The 16,598-nt window shown below is 69.3% G+C and carries 11 protein-coding genes; 8 read left to right on the top strand and 3 right to left on the bottom strand.

Annotated features, from left to right (window positions below; genetic code table 11):
* Positions 1 to 163: 163 nt before the first annotated feature.
* Positions 164 to 1,525 carry a type I glutamate--ammonia ligase gene (gene glnA / locus PBV52_RS12690; protein ID WP_128437205.1) on the top strand — a complete coding sequence of 454 codons (1,362 nt, stop codon included), beginning with the start codon at positions 164 to 166 and terminating at the stop codon, positions 1,523 to 1,525.
* Between the two features lie 73 nt (positions 1,526 to 1,598).
* On the opposite strand, the gene PBV52_RS12685 is transcribed toward glnA, so the two are convergent.
* Complete coding sequence (locus PBV52_RS12685) at positions 1,599 to 2,057, bottom strand: VOC family protein (protein WP_274238446.1); 459 nt, start codon at positions 2,055 to 2,057, stop codon at positions 1,599 to 1,601.
* A gap of 436 nt (positions 2,058 to 2,493) precedes the next feature.
* On the opposite strand from PBV52_RS12685, the gene PBV52_RS12680 reads away from it, so the two are divergent.
* Positions 2,494 to 5,496 (top strand): bifunctional [glutamine synthetase] adenylyltransferase/[glutamine synthetase]-adenylyl-L-tyrosine phosphorylase, encoded by a 3,003-nt coding sequence (locus tag PBV52_RS12680; RefSeq protein ID WP_274238445.1) that lies wholly within the window; start codon positions 2,494 to 2,496, stop codon positions 5,494 to 5,496.
* A gap of 110 nt (positions 5,497 to 5,606) precedes the next feature.
* Here PBV52_RS12680 and PBV52_RS12675 read toward each other — a convergent pair whose 3' ends face one another.
* Together PBV52_RS12675 and PBV52_RS12670 are read right to left on the bottom strand one after the other, a co-directional pair.
* The gene (locus PBV52_RS12675; RefSeq protein ID WP_274238444.1) at positions 5,607 to 6,599 is read right to left on the bottom strand and encodes a phosphatase PAP2 family protein; all 993 of its coding nucleotides are present in this window, start codon (positions 6,597 to 6,599) and stop codon (positions 5,607 to 5,609) included.
* A 142-nt stretch (positions 6,600 to 6,741) separates the two neighbouring features.
* The gene (locus PBV52_RS12670) at positions 6,742 to 7,776 is read right to left on the bottom strand and encodes a LacI family DNA-binding transcriptional regulator (RefSeq protein WP_274238443.1); all 1,035 of its coding nucleotides are present in this window, start codon (positions 7,774 to 7,776) and stop codon (positions 6,742 to 6,744) included.
* Positions 7,777 to 8,157: 381 nt separating this feature from the next.
* On the opposite strand from PBV52_RS12670, the gene PBV52_RS12665 reads away from it, so the two are divergent.
* The 6 genes from PBV52_RS12665 to PBV52_RS12640 all read left to right on the top strand — a co-directional run bounded on the left by PBV52_RS12665 (position 8,158) and on the right by PBV52_RS12640 (position 16,398).
* Positions 8,158 to 9,426 (top strand): extracellular solute-binding protein, encoded by a 1,269-nt coding sequence (locus PBV52_RS12665; protein ID WP_274238442.1) that lies wholly within the window; start codon positions 8,158 to 8,160, stop codon positions 9,424 to 9,426.
* 125 nt (positions 9,427 to 9,551) lie between these two features.
* A complete protein-coding gene (locus PBV52_RS12660; RefSeq protein WP_274238441.1) occupies positions 9,552 to 10,556 on the top strand; it encodes a carbohydrate ABC transporter permease in 1,005 nt (334 codons plus the stop codon).
* 13 nt (positions 10,557 to 10,569) lie between these two features.
* Positions 10,570 to 11,487, top strand: a complete 918-nt coding sequence (locus tag PBV52_RS12655; RefSeq protein ID WP_274238440.1) for a sugar ABC transporter permease — start codon at positions 10,570 to 10,572, stop codon at positions 11,485 to 11,487.
* A gap of 192 nt (positions 11,488 to 11,679) precedes the next feature.
* Positions 11,680 to 13,371: a glycoside hydrolase family 13 protein gene (locus PBV52_RS12650; RefSeq protein WP_274238439.1), complete on the top strand. Its 1,692-nt coding sequence runs from the start codon at positions 11,680 to 11,682 to the stop codon at positions 13,369 to 13,371.
* A gap of 138 nt (positions 13,372 to 13,509) precedes the next feature.
* Positions 13,510 to 14,886: an alpha-amylase family protein gene (locus PBV52_RS12645; protein ID WP_274238438.1), complete on the top strand. Its 1,377-nt coding sequence runs from the start codon at positions 13,510 to 13,512 to the stop codon at positions 14,884 to 14,886.
* A 111-nt stretch (positions 14,887 to 14,997) separates the two neighbouring features.
* Positions 14,998 to 16,398: a glycoside hydrolase family 30 beta sandwich domain-containing protein gene (locus PBV52_RS12640; protein ID WP_274238437.1), complete on the top strand. Its 1,401-nt coding sequence runs from the start codon at positions 14,998 to 15,000 to the stop codon at positions 16,396 to 16,398.
* Positions 16,399 to 16,598 lie beyond the last annotated feature (200 nt).

Below are 16,598 nucleotides of genomic sequence, written 5' to 3'. Positions count from 1 at the left end.
GCGGGACACCCGCCGTTCGCCGGGCGTTCGACCCGAGCTCGCTTCGGCGATCAAGGTGCGCAACGCGCCTGAAATGGTGTTGTGGTGTGATGCTCAGGTGCCCGACCGCCTCCTGCGGTACCGGAGACAGGCGGCCTGACCAGCAAGGATGGGGAAGCGGAAGATGGACAAGCAGCAGGAGTTCGTGCTCCGGACGTTGGAGGAGCGCGACATCCGGTTCGTACGGCTGTGGTTCACGGACGTGCTGGGCTTCCTCAAGTCCGTGGCCGTGGCCCCCGCCGAGCTGGAGCAGGCCTTCGACGAGGGCATCGGCTTCGACGGCTCGGCGATCGAGGGCTTCGCCCGCGTCTACGAGTCCGACATGATCGCCAAGCCGGACCCGTCGACCTTCCAGGTCCTGCCCTGGCGCGCCGAGGCCCCCGGCACGGCCCGCATGTTCTGCGACATCCTCATGCCGGACGGCTCCCCGTCCTTCGCGGACCCGCGGTACGTGCTGAAGCGCGCCCTGGCGCGCACCTCCGACCTGGGCTTCACGTTCTACACGCACCCCGAGATCGAGTTCTTCCTGCTGAAGGACCGCCCCCTCGACGGCTCGCGCCCCACCCCGGCCGACAACTCCGGCTACTTCGACCACACCCCGCAGAACATCGGCATGGACTTCCGCCGCCAGGCGATCACCATGCTGGAGTCGATGGGCATCTCGGTCGAGTTCTCCCACCACGAGGGCGCGCCGGGTCAGCAGGAAATTGATCTCAGGTATGCGGACGCGCTGTCCACGGCGGACAACATCATGACGTTCCGCCTGGTCATGAAGCAGGTGGCGCTGGAGCAGGGCGTCCAGGCGACCTTCATGCCGAAGCCGTTCTCCGAGCACCCGGGCAGCGGCATGCACACGCACCTGTCGCTCTTCGAGGGCGACCGCAACGCGTTCTACGAGTCCGGCTCCGAGTACCAGCTCTCCAAGGTCGGCCGCTCCTTCATCGCGGGCCTGCTGCGGCACGCGGCGGAGATCTCCGCGGTCACCAACCAGTGGGTGAACTCCTACAAGCGCATCTGGGGCGGCTCCGAGCGCACCGCGGGCGCCGGCGGCGAGGCCCCGTCGTACATCTGCTGGGGCCACAACAACCGCTCGGCCCTGGTCCGCGTGCCGATGTACAAGCCCGGCAAGACGGGTTCGGCACGGGTCGAGGTCCGTTCCCTGGACTCCGGCGCGAACCCCTACCTGGCGTACGCCGTCCTGCTGGCCGCCGGCCTCAAGGGCATCGAGCAGGGCTACGAGCTGCCGCCGGGGGCCGAGGACGACGTGTGGGCGCTGTCCAACGCCGAGCGCCGCGCGATGGGCATCGAGCCCCTCCCGCAGAACCTCGGCGAGGCGCTGACCCTCATGGAGAACAGCGACCTGGTCGCCGAGACGCTGGGCGAGCACGTCTTCGACTTCTTCTTGCGCAACAAGCGCCAGGAGTGGGAGGAGTACCGCTCCGAGGTGACCGCGTTCGAGCTGCGGAAGAATCTGCCGGTGCTGTAAGCGCGGGCGGGGGCTCTCCCGCCTGGGCGGCCATTCGGGCCGACGGTGACTCAGCCGTCGGCCCGCTGCCGGCCTACCGCGCCTGCTGCCGCTTGGCGGCCAGATCCGCCAGGAGCCTGTGCAGGGGGTCGGTTGCCCTGCGCCGGTACTCCTGGATCGACCAGCCGTTGCCGTCCGGGTCCGTGAAGTACATGAACGTCGCGCCGTCGTCGGGGGAGTACTGGACCGGCTCCGACACCTCAAGGCCGCGCTCCACCAGCTCCGCGTGGGCCGCCTTGATGTCGGCGACGCACAGCTGGAGGCCCTGGTAGGAGCCGGGCTTGGGCGTGGTCGCGCCCTTGGTCAGTTCCCAGATGCTGTCGCCGAGCGCGATCGAACAGCCCGAGCCCGGAGGCGTGAGCTGGACGATGCGCATGCCGGGCATCACTTCCTGGTCGATGTCGACGTGGAAGCCGACCTTGTCCCGGTAGAAGTCGCGGGCCCGGTCGATGTCGCTCACGGGCAGCGGGATCACTTCGAGCGTGAAGTCCATCGCTAGTCCTCCAAGGTGAATCGCCAACGGGTCTGGCTGAACGGTTCACCCTTACCGAAGCCGAAAACGATGCTCTGCGCCACGTGAGGAGCAGGTTCCGCTACTTCCAAGGCACCGGCGTCGCTGCGGGCCCTGCTGGGGGCCTGTGGCCCCCAGACCCCCGCTTCGGCCCTGAAGGGGCCTCGTCCTCAAACGCCGGACGGGCTGAATTGCCTGGACCGGCATGGCGAAGTGGCCGCGAAGCCCCCCGGCACGTCCCCGACCCACAACGCGCTCGCAGGCGCTACGCGAACCCCCACCCCACCCGCACAGGCCGCCGCAGGCATCCCCGCCCCAAGCCCAGCGGCCCGGCGCTTTGCGCAGCCACTCCGGTTAGGCTCAGTCGCGTACGACCTTGATCGGGCGCGTGGGGCCCCGATCGGACGGGAGGCCGAGCATGACGGCGCCGGGGCGCAGGAGCAGTACCTTCAGCCGGCTGCTGCGGCACGGATTCACCGACCCCTCGGCCGCCGAGCGGCTCCTGGACAGCGCCGAGGTCGCGCCGATCAGGAACGACCCGGTGCTGCTGGAGGCCCTGGGCGCCACCGCGGACCCGGACCTCGCCCTGCACGGTCTCGTCCGGCTGCTCGAGGCACAGCCCGGCCCCGCCGCCCAGCGGGAACTGCTCGACACGGTGATAGCGGCCAAGCCCCTGCGCGACCGGCTGCTCGGCGTGCTCGGCGCCTCCGCCGCGCTCGCCGACCACCTCGCCCGGCATCCGAGCGACTGGCAGGCGCTGGTCATGTACGAGCCGCGGGATCTGCACCCCGAGGTGGAGGAGTTCGAGAGTGGCCTCGCCGAGGCCACCGACCCGGTGTCGCTGCGCGTCGCCTACCGGCGCTGTCTGCTGTCCATCGCCGCGCGTGACGTGTGCGGCACCACGGACGTGGCCCAGACGGCCGCCGAACTCGCCGACCTCGCCACCGCGACCCTGCGCGCGGCGCTCGCCATCGCCCGCGCGGCCGCCCCGCAGGACGCCGCGCAGTGCCGGCTCGCGGTGATCGCGATGGGCAAGTGCGGAGGCCACGAGCTGAACTACGTCTCCGACGTCGACGTGATCTTCGTGGGGGAGTCCGCCGACGGCGCCGACGAGGGCAAGGCGCTGCGGTCCGCCACCAAGCTCGCCTCGCACATGATGCGGATCTGCTCCGAGACCACCGTCGAGGGCTCGATCTGGCCGGTGGACGCCAATCTGCGCCCCGAGGGCAGGAACGGCCCTCTGGTGCGCACGCTCAGCAGCCACCTCGCCTACTACCAGCGCTGGGCCAAGACCTGGGAGTTCCAGGCGCTGCTCAAGGCCCACCCGGTGGCGGGCGACATCGAGCTGGGCGAGGAGTACGTCGCCGCGCTGGAGCCCCTGGTCTGGAAGGCCGCCGAGCGGGAGAACTTCGTCGCCGACGTGCAGAAGATGCGCCGCCGGGTCGTCGAGAACATCCCCGTGGCCGAGCTGGACCGCCAGCTCAAGCTCGGCCCGGGAGGCCTGCGCGACGTCGAATTCGCCGTGCAGCTGCTGCAGTTGGTGCACGGCCGGGACGACGCTTCCCTGCGCAGCGGCACCACCCTGGACGCCCTGCGCGCGCTAGCCGCCGGCGGCTACGTCGGCCGTGCGGACGCCGCGCAGCTGGACGCCGCCTACCGCTTCCTGCGCTCCATGGAGCACCGCATCCAGCTCTACCGGCTGCGCCGGACGCACTTGGTGCCCGAGGACGACGCCGATCTGCGGCGCATCGGCCGCTCCCTCGGCCTGCGCGCCGACCCGGTCGCCGAGCTGAACCGCGAATGGAAACGGCACGCGAGCGCCGTACGACGACTGCACGAGAAGCTCTTCTACCGTCCGTTGCTCGACGCGGTCGCCCAACTCGCCCCGGGCGAGGCGCGGTTGAGTGCCGAGGCGGCACGGGAGCGGATGGTCGCCCTCGGGTACGCCGATCCCGCCTCCGCGTTGCGCCACCTGGAGGCGCTGGCCTCCGGCGTCACCCGCAAGGCGGCGATCCAACGCACCCTGCTGCCGGTGCTGTTGGGCTGGTTCGCGGACTCGGCGGACCCGGACGCGGGCCTGCTGAACTTCCGCAAGGTGTCGGACGCGCTCGGCAAGACCCCTTGGTATCTGCGGCTGTTGCGGGACGAGGGCGCCGCCGCCGAGAACCTCGCCCGCGTCCTGTCGGCGGGCCGCCTCGCCCCCGACCTGCTGATGCGGGCACCGGAGGCGGTGGCGCTGCTCGGTGACGGCGACGGCGGCACCGGTCATCTGGAACCGCGCTCGCGCAGCCACCTGGAGCAGGAGATCCTCGCCGGGGTGGGCCGCGCGGCCGGTGCCGTACAGGGGGTCACGGCGGCACGCGGCGTGCGGCGGCGCGAGCTGTTCCGTACGGCCGCCGCCGACATCGTCGACTCCTACGGCACCGAGACGAAGCCGGCCGAGGCCGACCAGGGCGCTCTCGTGGACCGCGTCGGCGCGGCGGTGTCGGACCTGACGGCGGCGACGCTCGCGGGCACGCTCCGGGCCGTCGTCCGCGAGGGCTGGGGCGACACCCTGCCCACCCGTTTCGCGATCATCGGCATGGGCCGCTTCGGCGGGCACGAACTGGGCTACGGCAGTGACGCGGACGTCCTGTTCGTGCACGAGCCGCGGGAAGGCGTGGAGGAGCAGGAGGCCGCGCAGGCCGCGAACCGGGTGGTCGCGGAGATGCGCCGACTGCTCCAGATCCCGAGCTCGGATCCGCCCCTGCTGATCGACGCCGACCTGCGGCCGGAGGGCAAGTCGGGTCCGCTGGTGCGCACGCTGAACTCGTACGAGGCGTATTACCGCCGCTGGTCCCTGGTCTGGGAGTCGCAGGCGCTGCTGCGGGCCGAGGCGGTGGCCGGGGACGAGGACCTGGGGCGCCGCTTCATCGACCTGATCGCCCCCCTGCGCTACCCCGCGGAGGGTCTCGGCGAGGACGCCGTGCGCGAGATCCGCCGGCTGAAGGCCCGCATGGAGTCCGAGCGCCTGCCGCGCGGCACCGACCCCAAGCTGCACACCAAACTCGGTCCCGGCGGGCTCTCCGACGTCGAGTGGACCGTCCAGCTCCTCCAGCTTCAGCACGGCTGGGCCGAGCCGGGCCTGCGGACGACGCGGACGCGGGACGCCCTCGCCGCCGCGTGTGCGGCCGGGCTCATCCCGGCCGAGGAGGCGGCGATCCTGGACGAGGCGTGGGTGCTGGCGACGCGGGTCCGCAACGCCGTGATGCTCGTGCGGGGGCGGGCCGGCGACACCTTCCCCTCGGACCCCCGGGAGCTGGCGGCGGTGGGGCGCTATCTGGGGTGCGAGCCCGGTCACGTGGGCGACATGCTCGACGCCTACCGGCGCACGGCGCGTCGGGCGCGGAGCGTGGTGGAGGAGCTGTTCTACGGGGCGTGATGCCTCCGGCGGTCGGGCCGGGGTGCCTGCGGCGGCCCGTGCGGGTTCGGTGGGCGTGCGCGTCCATGCCTGCGGCGGCCTGTGCCGCCTTGTGGGGGTGCGCGTAGCGCCTACGGTTTGCGGGTGGGGCGGGGCAGCGCCGGGGGGTGTCCGTCCTCGGTCGGGCGGTCGCCGCCTCTCAAGAGGTGCTGTGTGTTGACGCCTGCCGCTGGGGGCGGACACCCCGCGGCACGTCCCGTGCTCGCCGTGGGCGGGTGCGCATGCGTGCGTGGTGGCGCCACTCGCCTTGGCAGTGCGTGCGGCAGCGCTCCGTACCAGAGCCACGCCACCGTGTAGCCGAACGCCAGGCACAGGATGCCGCCCACCGCGTCCAGCCAGAAGTGGTTGGCCGTCGCGACGATCACCAGCAGGGTCACCGTGGGGTACAGCAGGCCCAGGACGCGTACCCAGGGGATCCTCGCCAGGGCGAAGATCGTCAGGCCGGACCAGACGGACCAGCCGATGTGCATCGACGGCATCGCGGCGTACTGGTTCGACATGTTCTTCAGGTCGCCCGAGGCCATCGAACCCCAGGTGTCGTGGACCATCACCGTGTCGATGAAGCCGCCGTCGGTCATCAGCCGTGGGGGAGCGAGCGGATACAGGTAGTAACCGACCAGGGCCACACCTGTGGTGGCGAACAGGACCAGGCGGGTCGCCGCGTAGCGGCCGGGGTGGCTGCGGTACAGCCAGACCAGGACGGCCAGGGTGACGATGAAGTGCAACGTCGCGTAGTAGTAGTTCATGCCGACGATGAGCCAAGTCACCGAGTTCACGGTGTGGTTGACCGACTCCTCGACGGCGATGCCGAGGTGGTGCTCCAGCTTCCAGAGCCAGTCGGCGTTGCTGAGCGCCTCGGCCCTCTGTTCCGGTACCGCGTTGCGGATCAGTGAGTACGTCCAGTAACTCACCGCGATCAGCAGAACCTCGAACCAGAGGCGGGGGCGGCGCGGGGTGCGCACACGGCGCAGGGGACCCCGCCCCGTTTCGTCCGCGTCGTCCGCGACGGGGTGCGGAACGGCCGCTTCCCGGCCTTCCAGTGTCGTCACGGTGGTGTCACCCATGGGCACAGAGTCTGCCAGAAAAGACTTCCCCGACCGATCATCCTCCGGTTGGGTTCAGGATGCACGTTCTACGGCGGGCGGACCGCGCCGGTCTCCTACCGACGCAGGGCGGGATGCGGGGATTCTCCGCCCTACGGACGACTTAGTGATGGTTTCTGTTCCCTGGGGCCGAAGCCGTCGAACCGCGCACCACCAGCTCCGGCATGAACACGAACTCGCTGTGGGGCGCCGGAGTCCCGCCGATCTCCTCCAGCAGCGTGCGTACCGCGGCCTGGCCCATCGCCGGGACCGGCTTGCGGACGGTGGTGAGGGGCGGGTCGGTGAAGGCGATCAGCGGGGAGTCGTCGAAGCCGACGACCGAGACGTCCTTCGGGACCTCCAGGCCGCGCTGCCGGGCCGCCCGTATCGCGCCGAGCGCCATCATGTCGCTGGCGCAGACGACCGCGGTGCAGTCGCGGTCGATGAGGGCCGTGGCGGCGGCCTGTCCGCCCTCCAGCGTGTACAGGGAGTGCTGGATCAGTTCTGTTTCTATGACGTTCGCCGGCAGGCTGAGCTGCTCCTGCATCGTGCGGACGAAGCCCTCGATCTTGCGCTGGACCGGAACGAAGCGCTTGGGGCCGAGCGCGAGGCCGATGCGGGTGTGGCCCAGGGAGACCAGGTGCGTGACCGACAGGCTCATCGCGGCGCGGTCGTCGGGGGAGATGAAGGGTGCCTGGACCTTGGGGGAGAAGCCGTCGACCAGGACGAAGGGGACGCCCTGGGCGCGCAGGCGCTCGTAGCGCTGCATGTCGGCCGTGGTGTCCGCGTGCAGCCCTGAGACGTAGATGATGCCGGCGACCCCGCGGTCGACGAGCATCTCCGTGAGTTCGTCCTCGGTCGAGCCGCCGGGAGTCTGGGTGGCCAGTACGGGGGTGTAGCCCTGCCTGGTCAGCGCCTGGCCGATGACCTGCGCCAACGCCGGGAATATCGGGTTCTCCAGCTCCGGGGTGATCAGGCCCACCAGGCCCTCGCTTCGTTGCCGCAACCGCACCGGGCGCTCGTAGCCGAGCACGTCGAGTGCGGCCAGCACGGACTGGCGGGTGGTGGCGGCGACGCCCGGCTTGCCGTTGAGGACTCGGCTGACGGTCGCTTCGCTCACCCCCGCCTGAGCAGCGATGTCGGCAAGCCGTGTGGTCACGGGACTGGACTGTACCGGCCGCATGTCGCCTTGCACACCAATCGGACGCCGTGGGCGACCTGGTGATCGGCCCGGTCCGGGTTGCTGCGTCATCGCGCTCCCTCGTGAAAGTGATGGCAAGAGCTTGCAGAGTCTTGCACAACCGGCCCCACTAGCGCTCCACCCGTGTAAACAAGCGTCTCACCGCGGTCGCCGAGAGGTCACACCCGGATAACTTCGAAGGCGTCTTGCACTTTTTTGCTGCAAGGTCTTTCGTAAGTCTTTCAGCGCTGTTACGTTCACGTCGCCCGGCGGCCGCAACGGCGCAGTCGGCAAGACAGCGAGGACAGGCAGACGGGGCCGTCCTTGCACCACACGGGCTTTCACCCTCAAGGAGAACTCATGCGGCGTGGCATAGCGGCCACCGCGCTGGTGGCGTCCCTCGCTCTCGCGGCGACGGCTTGCGGCGGGGACGACAGCAGCAGCGACTCGAGCGGGCCGGTCACCATCACCTGGTGGGACACCTCCAACGCCACCAACGAGGCGCCGACGTACCAGGCCTTGGTCAAGGAGTTCGAGGCCGCCAACAAGGACATCAAGGTCAAGTACGTCAACGTCCCCTTCGACCAGGCGCAGAACAAGTTCGACACGGCCGCCGGCTCCAAGGGCGCCCCGGACGTGCTGCGCTCCGAGGTCGGCTGGACGCCCGCCTTCGCCAAGAAGGGCTTCTTCGCGCCGCTGGACGGCACCGAGGCCCTCGCCGACCAGGCCAAGTTCAAGTCCAACCTCATCGAGCAGGCCAAGTACGAGGGCAAGACGTACGGCGTCCCGTTCACCACGGACACCCTCGCCTTCGTCTACAACAAGGACCTGTTCAAGAAGGCCGGCGTCGAGGCCCCCAAGACCTGGGACGACCTGAAGAAGGCCGCCGCCACGATCAAGGACAAGACCGGCGTCGACGGCTACTGGGGCTCCACCCAGGCCTACTACGCCCAGACGTTCCTCTACGGCGAGGGCACCGACACCGTCGACGCCGACGCCAAGAAGATCACCGTCAGCTCGGCCGCCGCCAAGAAGGGCTACGGCACCTGGCTGAGCCTCTTCGACGGCAAGGGCCTGCACAAGGCCGACACCACCGCCGACGCCTACGCCCACATCCAGGAGGCGTTCGTCAACGGCAAGGTCGCCGCGATCATGCAGGGTCCGTGGGAGATCACCAACTTCTACAAGGGCTCGGCGTTCAAGGACAAGGCCAACCTCGGCATCGCCACCGTCCCGGCCGGCTCCTCCGGCAAGGCGGGCGCCCCGACCGGCGGCCACAACCTCTCCGTGTACGCCGGATCCGACGAGGCGCACCAGAAGGCCGCGCTGAAGTTCGTGAACTTCATGACCTCGGCGAAGGCCCAGGAGACCATCGCGCTGAAGAACAACACGCTGCCGACCCGCGACGACGCCTACACCGCCGAGGTCAAGGCCGACCCGGGCATCGCCGGCTACCAGACCGTGCTGTCCTCCGCCCAGCCGCGCCCGGCCCTGCCCGAGTACAGCTCCCTGTGGGGCCCGCTGGACACCGAGCTGCTGAAGGTCGCCGGGGGCAAGGAGTCCCTGGACAAGGGCCTGAGCAACGCCGAAGTCGCCATCGCCAAGCTGGTCCCGGACTTCAGCAAGTGAACCCGAGTGGCCGCCGGAACTCCCTGATCATGGGGGGAGAGTTCCGGCGGCCACCGGCCTGTGCGCCGTACACCATCGAGCCGTACACCCCTTGACCTGCCGAATTTCGAGAAGGTTGTCGAACCATGACAGTCGCCATCGACCGCGCGACCGGCAAGCGCCGCGGTGACCGCGCGCCGCGCCCCGGGCTGGGCCAGCGCCTCAAGCACGGCTACCAGAAGCACTGGTACGCCTACGCGATGATCGCCCCGGTGGTGATCGTCCTCGGCGTCCTCGTGATCTACCCCCTGGTGTACGGCTTCTACCTCACCCTCACCGACGCCAACAGCCTCAACAGCGCCCGCACGATCGGCGTCAACCACATCGACGCCACCTACAAGTTCATCGGCCTCGACAACTACGCCGACATCCTGTGGGGCGAGACGGCGTACGATCGCTTCTGGTCGCACTTCATCTGGACGATCGTCTGGACCGCGCTCTGCGTCACCCTGCACTACACCATCGGCCTCGGCCTCGCCCTGCTGCTCAACCAGAAGCTGCGCGGCCGCACCCTGTACCGGCTGATCCTGATCCTGCCGTGGGCCGTGCCGACCTTCGTCACCGTCTTCGGCTGGCGGTTCATGCTCGCCGACGGCGGCATCATCAACTCGTTCCTGGAGACGCTCCACCTGCCGACGCCGCTGTGGCTGGAGGACACCTTCTGGCAGCGGTTCGCCGCGATCATGGTGAACACCTGGTGCGGTGTGCCGTTCATGATGCTCTCGCTGCTCGGCGGGCTGCAGTCCATCGACTCCTCGCTGTACGAGGCCTCGGAGATGGACGGCGCCAGCAAGTGGCAGCAGTTCCGCTACGTCACCCTGCCGGGCCTCAGGTCCGTCAGCTCCACCGTCGTACTTCTCGGCATCATCTGGACCTTCAACCAGTTCGCCATCATCTTCCTGCTGTTCGGCGACACCGCCCCCGACGCGCAGATCCTCGTCACCTGGGCCTACTACCTCGGCTTCGGACAGCAGCCGCGCGACTTCGCGCAGTCGGCCGCCTACGGCATCCTGCTGCTGGCCATCCTGATCGTCTTCACCTCCTTCTACCGCCGCTGGCTGAACCGCAACGACCAGCAGCTCGCGATCTGAGGCAGGAGTCCCCATGAGCACCGCAACGCCCCCTGAGATCAAGGACGACCGCCCAGTGACCCCGCAGGTCCTCGCCTCCTCCCGACTGCGCCCGCGCGGCCGCGGCGAGAACAGCCGCGCCACGTCCCTCGTCTCCCACGGCATCCTGATCGTCGCGAGCCTGATCGCGCTCTTCCCGGTGGCCTGGCTGGTCTTCCTGTCCCTCGGCCCGGACAAGGACGACTACCTCCACCCGGGTGGCATCTGGAGCAAGATGTCGCTCGCCAACTACTCCTTCGTGCTGAAGGAGACGAAGTTCTTCGACTGGCTGCTGACCACGGCCGTCGTCACGCTCGGCACCACGCTCATCGGCGTGATCATCGCCGCCACCACCGGCTACGCGGTCTCGCGGATGCGTTTCCCCGGCTACAAGAAGTTCATGTGGGTCCTGCTGGTGACCCAGATGTTCCCGGTGGCCGTCCTCATGGTGCCGATGTACCAGATCCTGTCGGACCTGCAGCTTATCGACACCTACCCCGGTCTGATCCTCGTCTACTGCTCCACCGTCGTCCCGTACTGCGCGTGGCTGATGAAGGGGTACTTCGACACGATCCCGTTCGAGATCGACGAGGCGGGGCGCGTCGACGGGCTGACCCCCTTCGGCACCTTCGCGCGACTGATCCTGCCGCTCGCCAAGCCGGGCCTGGCGGTCGCCGCGTTCTACAGCTTCCTCACGGCCTTCGGCGAGGTGGCGTTCGCGTCGACGTTCATGCTGTCCGACACGAAGTACACCTTCGCCGTCGGTCTGCAGACCTTCGTCAGCGAGCACGACGCGCAGCGCAACCTCATGGCCGCCACCGCGGTGCTGATCGCCATACCGATCTCCGCGTTCTTCTACTTCGTGCAGAAGAACCTGGTGACCGGGCTCACCTCGGGCGGAACGAAGGGCTGAGCCCAGGGCTCACCACGACTCCCGCGCGCCTCGTCGCGCGGGTGGCGGCCGCGGTGCCCATCCGACCCCGCTGTCACCGCGGCCGCCTCACATCCGTGCGCCGAAGAATTCCGAGGGTTCCGTAAACCGCCGAAAACCTGCAAGCCGCACCATTCATCCATGACTCGAACTCCGTTACGTACCAAGGACGCCATGAGCCAGCACTCCGCAGCCCCGGCCCCGACCCCCACCTCCGCAGCGGCCGTCGCCACCGTCGCCAAGCGCCGTGACTGGTGGCGGGACGCGGTGATCTACCAGGTCTATCCGCGCAGCTTCGCCGACAGCAACGGCGACGGCATGGGCGACCTGGAAGGCGTACGCTCCCGCCTGCCGTACCTGCGCGACCTCGGTGTGGACGCCGTGTGGCTCAGCCCCTTCTACGCCTCCCCGCAGGCCGACGCCGGCTACGACGTCGCCGACTACCGGGCCGTCGACCCCATGTTCGGCAACCTGCTCGACGCGGACGCGCTGATCCGCGACGCCCACGGGCTGGGGCTCAGGATCATCGTCGACCTGGTCCCCAACCACTCCTCCGACCAGCACGAATGGTTCAAGCGGGCGGTCGCGGACGGCCCCGGCTCCCCGCTGCGGGACCGCTACCACTTCCGCCCCGGCAAGGGCACGGACGGCGAACTGCCGCCCAACGACTGGGAGTCCATCTTCGGCGGCCCGGCGTGGACGCGGGTCACCGAGCCCGACGGCACGCCCGGCGAGTGGTACCTGCACCTCTTCGCCCCCGAGCAGCCCGACTTCAACTGGGAGCACCCGGCGGTGGGCGACGAGTTCCGCTCGATCCTCCGGTTCTGGCTGGACATCGGCGTCGACGGCTTCCGTATCGACGTGGCCCACGGCCTGGTGAAGGCGGAGGGGCTGCCGGACCTCGGATCCCACGATCAGGTCAAGCTGCTGGGCAACGATGTCATGCCGTTCTTCGACCAGGACGGCGTGCACGCCATCTACCGCCAGTGGCGCACGATCCTCGACGAGTACGCGGGCGAGCGCATCTTCGTCGCGGAGGCGTGGACCCCGACCGTCGAGCGCACCGCGAACTACGTCCGCCCGGACGAACTCCACCAGGCCTTCAACTTCCAGTACCTGTCGACGGACTGGGACGCCGCCGAGCTCCGCGAGGTCGTCGACCGCACCCTGGAGGCGATGCGCCCGGTCGGCGCCCCGGCGACGTGGGTTCTGTCCAACCACGACGTCACCCGCCACGCGACGCGCTTCGCCAACCCGCCCGGCCTCGGCACCCAGATCCGCACGGCCGGCGACCGCGCCCTGGGCCTGCGCCGCGCCCGCGCCGCCACCCTCCTCATGCTCGCGCTGCCGGGTTCGGCGTACGTCTACCAGGGCGAGGAGCTGGGCCTGCCGGACGTCGTCGACCTCCCCGACGAGGTCCGCCAGGACCCGGCGTACTTCCGGGGCGAGGGCCAGGACGGCTTCCGCGACGGCTGCCGCGTCCCGATCCCGTGGACGCGCGAGGGCTCGTCGTACGGCTTCGGCGCCGGCGGCAGCTGGCTGCCGCAGCCGGAGGGCTGGGGCGAGCTGAGCATCGAGGCGCAGACCGGCGACCCCGACTCCACCCTGGAGCTGTACCGCTCCGCGCTCGCCGTCCGCCGTGAGCAGCCCGACCTCGGCGCCGGCGAGTCGGTGGAGTGGCTGCGCGCACCCGAGGGCGTCCTGGCCTTCCGCCGCGGCGAGTTCGTCTGCGTCGCCAACACGAGCGGCGAGTCCGTGACGCTCCCGTCCCACGGCCGCGTGCTGCTCACCAGCGGCGAGATCACCGAGGCGGACGGCGAGACGAAGGTGCCGGCGGACACGACGGTGTGGTGGACGACGGCCTGACGGCTGGTCCGCTCCGCAACTTCTTTCGTTGAATTTCACACGGCCCGCTGCCCTTTTGGGCAGCGGGCCTTTAACATCTGGCCACTGCAAGGTTTCTGAAATGTTGCAGCAAGAACCTTCAACGAAGAAGGACCCCACATGGCCAGCAACAGAACCCTCGCGAGCGCGCTCGCGCTCGCCGCGGCGGCAGCGGTCGCCGCGCCCGCCACCGCCCACGCCTCCCCGCCCGGCGCCAAGGACGTCACCGCCGTCCTCTTCGAGTGGAACTTCGCCTCGGTGGCGAGGGAGTGCACCAACACCCTCGGCCCCGCGGGCTACGGATACGTGCAGGTCTCCCCGCCCGCCGAGCACATACAGGGCGCGCAGTGGTGGACGTCGTACCAGCCCGTCAGCTACAAGATCGCGGGCCGCCTCGGCGACCGCACGGCCTTCCAGAACATGGTCAACACCTGCCACGCGGCCGGTGTGAAGGTCGTCGTCGACACAGTCATCAACCACATGTCGGCGGGCAGCGGCACCGGGACCGGCGGCTCGTCGTACACGAAGTACAACTACCCGGGCCTGTACTCGTCGTCCGACTTCGACGACTGCACGAGCCAGATCAACAACTACCAGGACCGCTGGAACGTCCAGCACTGCGAACTGGTGGGCCTCGCCGACCTGGACACCGGTGAGTCGTACGTCCGCGGCGCCATCGCCGGCTACATAAACGACCTGCTCTCGCTCGGTGTCGACGGCTTCCGCATCGACGGGGCCAAGCACATCGACACCGCCGACCTCGCCAACATCAAGTCCCGGCTGAGCAATCCGTCGGCGTACTGGAAGCAGGAGGTCATCTACGGCAGCGGGGAGGCCGTCCAGCCGACCGAGTACACGGGCAACGGCGACGTCCAGGAGTTCCGCTACGCCTACGACCTCAAGCGGGTCTTCAACAACGAGAACCTCGCCTATCTGAAGAACTACGGCGAGGGCTGGGGCTACATGAGCAGCGGCGTCTCCGGTGTCTTCGTCGACAACCACGACACCGAGCGCAACGGCTCCACGCTCAACTACAAGGACGGCGCCAACTACACGCTGGCCAACGTCTTCATGCTCGCCTACCCGTACGGCGCCCCGGACATCAACTCCGGCTACGAGTGGTCCGACGCGGACGCCGGACCGCCCAACAGCGGCTCGGTGACCGCCTGCTGGCAGGACGGCTGGAAGTGCCAGCACGCCTGGCCGGAGATCATCCGCATGGTCGCCTTCCGCAACGCCACCCGCGGCGAGTCGGTCACCAACTGGTGGGACAACGGCGGCGACGCCATCGCGTTCGGGCGGGGCAGCAAGGGCTACGTGGCCATCAACCACGAGTCGAGCAGCCTGACCCGCACCTACCAGACGTCCCTCGCGGCGGGCACGTACTGCAATGTGCAGAACAACACGACGGTGACCGTGAACTCGAGCGGCCAGTTCACCGCCACCCTGGGCGCCAACACCGCCCTGGCGATATACACCGGCAAGTCCAGCTGCTGAGCTGTGCCCTCAACCCCTCGTGTGCCGTGCGGTACGCGAGGGGTTGACGTGTTCCGGGCATCGCCCTACCTTCCGCCTCGTATATGGGAGCGCTCCCACGATTGGCGGACCATGACACGCAGACTCAGAAAGTGGGCAGTGACGTCGCTGTCCGTCCTCCTCACCGCAGCCGGCTTCACCGCCACGGGCACCCCGAACGCCTGGGCCGCCACCACGGCCACCATCAACGCCTCCACCACCTACCAGCCCATCGACGGCTTCGGCTTCTCCGAGCACTTCGGACGGGCCGACATCATGCGCGGCTCGCAGGGCTTACCGGCCCAGAAACAGCGCGAGATCCTCGACCTGCTGCTCAACCGCACCACCGGCGCCGGCCTCAGCATCCTGCGCCTCGGCATCGACTCGGGCATCCAGCCCACCGACCCCGGCGGCCCGAACGCGACCCCGAAGTACGTCTGGGACCGCCAGGACAAGGGCCAGGTGTGGCTCGCCCAGCAGGCCAAGGCGTACGGCGTGAACCGCTTCTACGCCGACGCGTGGACCGCCCCCGGCTACATGAAGACCAACGGGACGGACGCGAACGGCGGGACCCTGTGCGGGCTGAGCGGCGCCTCCTGCGCGAGCGGCGACTGGCGCAGGGCGTACGCGAACTTCCTGGTCCAGTGGGCGAGGTTCTACGGCCAGGAGGGCATCCAGGTCACCGACCTCGGCTTCACCAACGAGCCCGACTGGACGGCGACGTACGACTCCATGCGGCTCACTCCCGCCCAGGCGGTCGAGTTCACCAAGGTCTTCGGGCCGATCGCGAACGCGGCCGGGTACAAGGTCGCCTGCTGCGATTCCCTCGGCTGGAACCAGCAGAAGGCCTACACGAGCGCGATCGAGGCCGACGCGACGGCCCGGAACTACGTGGCCACCCACACCGGCCACACCTACGCGAGCCCGGTCGACGGCCCGCTGCCGACCCAGAAGCGCACCTGGATGTCGGAGTGGTCGCCCAACGGCACCACCTGGAACGAGAACTGGGACGACGGCAGCGGCTACGACGGGTTCACCGTCGCCTCCGCCGTCCACGACGCCCTCACCAAGGGCAACACCAGCGGCTATGTGTACTGGTACGGCGCCTCGGTCGGCGCCACCCGCGGCCTGATCCAGATGGACGGCGCGAACTACCACGTGTCGAAGCGGCTCTGGGCGATCGCCAACTACAGCCGCTTCATCCGCCCCGGGGCCACCCGCATCGCCGCCACGACCCCCGACGCCAACCTCAGGCTGTCGGCCTTCCGCAACACCGACGGCACGCTGACCGTCGTCGCGCTCAACGCGGGTACCGGCGCCCAGCAGGTGTCGTACGGCCTGCAGAACACCGGCATCACGACCGGGACCGCGACGCCGTACCTCACCAACGGCTCCAGCAGTACCGCCCCACAGGCCGCCGTCCCCGTGAGCGGGGGCGTGCTCACGGCCACGGTTCCGGCCCGTTCCCTCGTCACCTACACCATCAAGCGATAGGAGTTGCCGTGCGCGTGACAAGGATGACATCAGCCACGGCGAGATGCCCTGGAAGCCCGGTCTGCTGACGCAGAGCAACTCCGCCTGCTGAGCACCCGACTGAAAAGTCTTACCGATGGTTTCAAGCCTCTTGCTGTAAGGCTTTCGACGGCGATACGGTCACGCGGGGTCGGACCCAAGAGAGCCGCAATCGCAAGGAG

Origin of the sequence: Streptomyces sp. T12 (genome assembly GCF_028736035.1) — a bacterium.
GTDB lineage: Bacteria > Actinomycetota > Actinomycetes > Streptomycetales > Streptomycetaceae > Streptomyces.
The sequence above is the reverse complement of the archived record's forward strand: the minus strand, read 5'-3'. Positions and strand labels throughout refer to the sequence as shown.

What these genes read in the sequence shown, in the direction of transcription:
- glnA (WP_128437205.1), top strand. Translation starts at nt 164, where the DNA reads ATGGACAAGCAGCAGGAGTTCGTGCTCCGGACGTTGGAGGAGCGCGAC.
- PBV52_RS12685 (WP_274238446.1), bottom strand. Translation starts at nt 2,057, where the DNA reads ATGGACTTCACGCTCGAAGTGATCCCGCTGCCCGTGAGCGACATCGAC.
- PBV52_RS12680 (WP_274238445.1), top strand. Translation starts at nt 2,494, where the DNA reads ATGACGGCGCCGGGGCGCAGGAGCAGTACCTTCAGCCGGCTGCTGCGG.
- PBV52_RS12675 (WP_274238444.1), bottom strand. Translation starts at nt 6,599, where the DNA reads ATGGGTGACACCACCGTGACGACACTGGAAGGCCGGGAAGCGGCCGTT.
- PBV52_RS12665 (WP_274238442.1), top strand. Translation starts at nt 8,158, where the DNA reads ATGCGGCGTGGCATAGCGGCCACCGCGCTGGTGGCGTCCCTCGCTCTC.
- PBV52_RS12660 (WP_274238441.1), top strand. Translation starts at nt 9,552, where the DNA reads ATGACAGTCGCCATCGACCGCGCGACCGGCAAGCGCCGCGGTGACCGC.
- PBV52_RS12655 (WP_274238440.1), top strand. Translation starts at nt 10,570, where the DNA reads ATGAGCACCGCAACGCCCCCTGAGATCAAGGACGACCGCCCAGTGACC.
- PBV52_RS12650 (WP_274238439.1), top strand. Translation starts at nt 11,680, where the DNA reads ATGAGCCAGCACTCCGCAGCCCCGGCCCCGACCCCCACCTCCGCAGCG.
- PBV52_RS12645 (WP_274238438.1), top strand. Translation starts at nt 13,510, where the DNA reads ATGGCCAGCAACAGAACCCTCGCGAGCGCGCTCGCGCTCGCCGCGGCG.
- PBV52_RS12640 (WP_274238437.1), top strand. Translation starts at nt 14,998, where the DNA reads ATGACACGCAGACTCAGAAAGTGGGCAGTGACGTCGCTGTCCGTCCTC.